The organism is Saccharopolyspora sp. 7B, assembly GCF_020177435.1.
Taxonomy (GTDB): Bacteria; Actinomycetota; Actinomycetes; order Mycobacteriales; family Pseudonocardiaceae; genus Saccharopolyspora_C; species Saccharopolyspora_C gregorii.
Map to the genome: position 1 here is coordinate 1 of NZ_JAIUKC010000257.1, position 2,975 is coordinate 2,975.

Sequence of the window (2,975 nt, forward strand, 5' to 3'; positions counted from 1 at the left end):
AGCGGCGCGGGGGGGGTGACCCCGGGATGACCGGCGGGCTCGGGCTACTGGGCGGGGGCGCCGCGGCGCGGGGGGGGGGCGGGGGGGGGCGGCCCCCCCGCCCCGCGGGGGGCGCCCGGGGGGGGCGGCCCCCCCGGCCCCCCCGGGGGGGGGGGCGCGCCCCCCCCGGCCGTTCGTGCGCGGTGCGGGAGTTCCCGCCCCGGCGCTCAGTCCTCCTTGCGGCGGCGGCCGCCGGAGCGGGCACCGCCCCCGTTCGCGGCCGCGTTCTGCCGGGCCGCGCCGTCGGACTCGGCGGACCCGCCGCCGAAGTCGAAGCTGTGCGAGTCGAACTCGTGCACGTCGATGTCCGGCAGACCGCCGAGCTCGTTGTTCAGCTCGCCGAAGATCGGCGTTCCTGGATCGGGCTTGTTCACCGCTTCGCCCTCCCGTTTCGTTCTCGAAGCCGTGTTGCTGAGGTCGAGCCGGCACCGCTGGCACCGGACTCGTGGCGCGACCGGCTCTCCCAGCCGATGGCACCGGTGAGCCCACGCGCTCACCGTGCCGATCAAACGCGAACTAGACCGTTCGCCTCGCGCCGACCGCTGATGTTCATTCCTTCGGGCGAGTACATGATGCCTCGCAGCACTCACGAGGATGCACGCCCCTGGAACTTTCCCTCCCACATTCCAACATCGGCCCCGGGACGAGCATTCCCCGAGTGGTGTTCGCCACGCCCCGGCAACCTCGGTCGGGAGGCCCCGCGGACCCCGGGTCAACAGGCGGAAGCCGGATCTTGCGAGCGAATGCAGTGATTCAGCTCACTCCGAGTCAACGTCGGGGGCCGCTCGAACATCACTCGAACGTGTGGCCGTGAAGGTCGCGGTTCCCGGCGGGGGGACCGCACGGCCGCACCGGGGAGATGAGTCCAGTGTTCCGCACCAAGCACACCAAGACCGCCGCCATCGCCGGGTCCGCGCTGCTCGCCGGGATCGCGCTCGCGGGCACCGCCCAGGCCATGCCGCACGACCACCCCGACTACGACGAGTACTGCACCCCGGAGCAGGTCGACGTCACCGTCGGCCCGCTGAACCACGCGATGATGCACGAGGGCGCCGACGTCCGGTTCACCGCGAAGCCCGGCGAGAGCTGCCTGCTCGGCGGCGCCCCCGGCCTGAACTTCCTGGACGTGCAGGGCGACTCCGCGCAGATCCCCACCCGGTACCCCGAGGGGACGCCCGAGGTGCACCGCGTCGACGAGGCCCACCCCGTCTCGGCCGCGTTCAGCTACCAGGTGACCGACCCGAACACCGGCAACAGCATCCCCGGGTCCGTGCCCGGCGCCCTGGAGATCTCCTTCCCCGGCCCGGTCAGCCCGTACAGCGTGACCGTCCCGTGGAACGGCGCCACCGTCCCCGGCCCGGTCACCGTCACCGACCTCGCTCCGCTGCCCCAGCCCTGATCGCGGCGCGCCCGCGGGCCGGACGCGCCGAAGCCCCCGGCACCGTCGGCGCCAGGGGCTTCCGCCCGAGCTTCGGATCAGCGGATCACTGGATGTGGCGGCCGGAGATGGCGCGGGAGACCACGAGCTGCTGGATCTGCTCGGTGCCCTCGAAGATGTCGTAGATCTTCGCGTCGCGGTGCAGGCGCTCCACCGGGAACTCGCGGGTGTAGCCGTTGCCGCCGAGGATCTGGATGGCGCGCTCGGTCGCCCAGGTGGCGACCCGGCCGGCCTTGAGCTTGGACATGGAGCCCTCACCGGCGGTGAACGGCTCGTCGTTGCGGCCCATCCAGGCCGCGCGCCACACCAGCAGCCGCGCCGCGTCGATCTCCATGCGCATGTCGGCGAGGGTGAACGCGATCGACTGGTTGTCGATGATCGGGCGGCCGAAGGTCTCGCGCTCCTTGGCGTACTCCAGCGCGTGCTCGTAGGCGGCGCGGGCGATGCCGATGGCCTGGGAGCCGACGGTGGGGCGGGAGAGCTCGAACGTCTTCATCGCGGCCTGGCCGCCGGCCTTCGAGCCCTTGCCGCCCTCGCGAGCGCGGGCGAGCTTCTCGTCCAGCTTCTCCTTGCCGCCGAGCAGGCAGCTGCCGGGGACCCGCACGTCGTCCAGGAACACGTCCGCGGTGTGCGAGGCGCGCAACCCGTGCTTCTTGATCTTGCTGGGGGACTCCAGGCCCTTGGTACCGGGCGGGACGACGAACGCCGCCTGCCCGCGGGAACCGAGCGAGGAGTCCACGACCGCCTGCACGACGTGCACGTTCGCGATGCCGCCGTTGGTGGCCCACGCCTTCTGCCCGTTGAGCACCCACTCGTCGGTGGCCTCGTCGTAGACGGCGCGGGTGCGCATCGCCGAGACGTCGGAGCCCGCGGCGGGTTCGGAGGAGCAGAACGCGGCGACCTTCGGGTCGTCCTCGTCGCCGTAGCACTGCGGCACCCACTCGGCCATCTGGTCCGGGGTGCCCGCGGCGAAGATGCCCGCGACCGCCAGCGTGGTGCCGAAGATCGCCATGCCGATGCCGCCGTCGCCCCAGAACAGCTCTTCGTTGGCGATGGGCAGCGACAGGCCGGTGTCGTCGGCCCAGAACGTCGCGACGGTCTCGAAGCCGTACAGGCCGACCTTCGCGGCCTCCTGGATGATCGGCCAGGGGGTCTCTTCCCGCTCGTCCCACTCCGCCGCGGCAGGGCGGATGACCTTCTCGGCGAAGCCGTGCACCCAATCGCGCAGGTCGCGGTGTTCCTCGCTCAGTTCCAGGGAGAAGCTCATCGAAATCCTTCGGTTCGTGGCGGAGTGCGTGGTGCGTTGCGAAACGGGTGCGGAGCGTTCCGGTTCCCGAGCGTTCAGGTTCTCAGAAGCGGTGCGCCGAGTCCGGGGAACGGCGCCCCCCGCGCGCGCCCCCCCCCCGGGGCCCGGGGCCCCCGGGGGGGGGGGGGGGGGGGGGGTGGGGGGGGGGGCCCCCCGGGGCCCCCCCCCCGCCCCCGGCCCGACCAAATGGCG

At 73.0% G+C, this 2,975-nt stretch carries 3 protein-coding genes; 1 reads left to right on the forward strand and 2 read right to left on the reverse strand.

All coding sequences use genetic code 11. The features are described 5' to 3' along the window. Positions 1-206: 206 nt before the first annotated feature. Positions 207-413: a hypothetical protein gene (locus LCD33_RS28270; RefSeq protein ID WP_224960509.1), complete on the reverse strand. Its 207-nt coding sequence runs from the start codon at positions 411-413 to the stop codon at positions 207-209. Positions 414-898: 485 nt separating this feature from the next. On the opposite strand from LCD33_RS28270, the gene LCD33_RS28275 reads away from it, so the two are divergent. Beyond that, positions 899-1,438 (forward strand): DUF4232 domain-containing protein, encoded by a 540-nt coding sequence (locus tag LCD33_RS28275; RefSeq protein WP_224960511.1) that lies wholly within the window; start codon positions 899-901, stop codon positions 1,436-1,438. Between the two features lie 85 nt (positions 1,439-1,523). Here LCD33_RS28275 and LCD33_RS28280 read toward each other — a convergent pair whose 3' ends face one another. Continuing rightward, a complete protein-coding gene (locus LCD33_RS28280) occupies positions 1,524-2,744 on the reverse strand; it encodes an acyl-CoA dehydrogenase family protein (RefSeq protein ID WP_224968463.1) in 1,221 nt (406 codons plus the stop codon). Between the last annotated feature and the right edge of the window lie 231 nt (positions 2,745-2,975).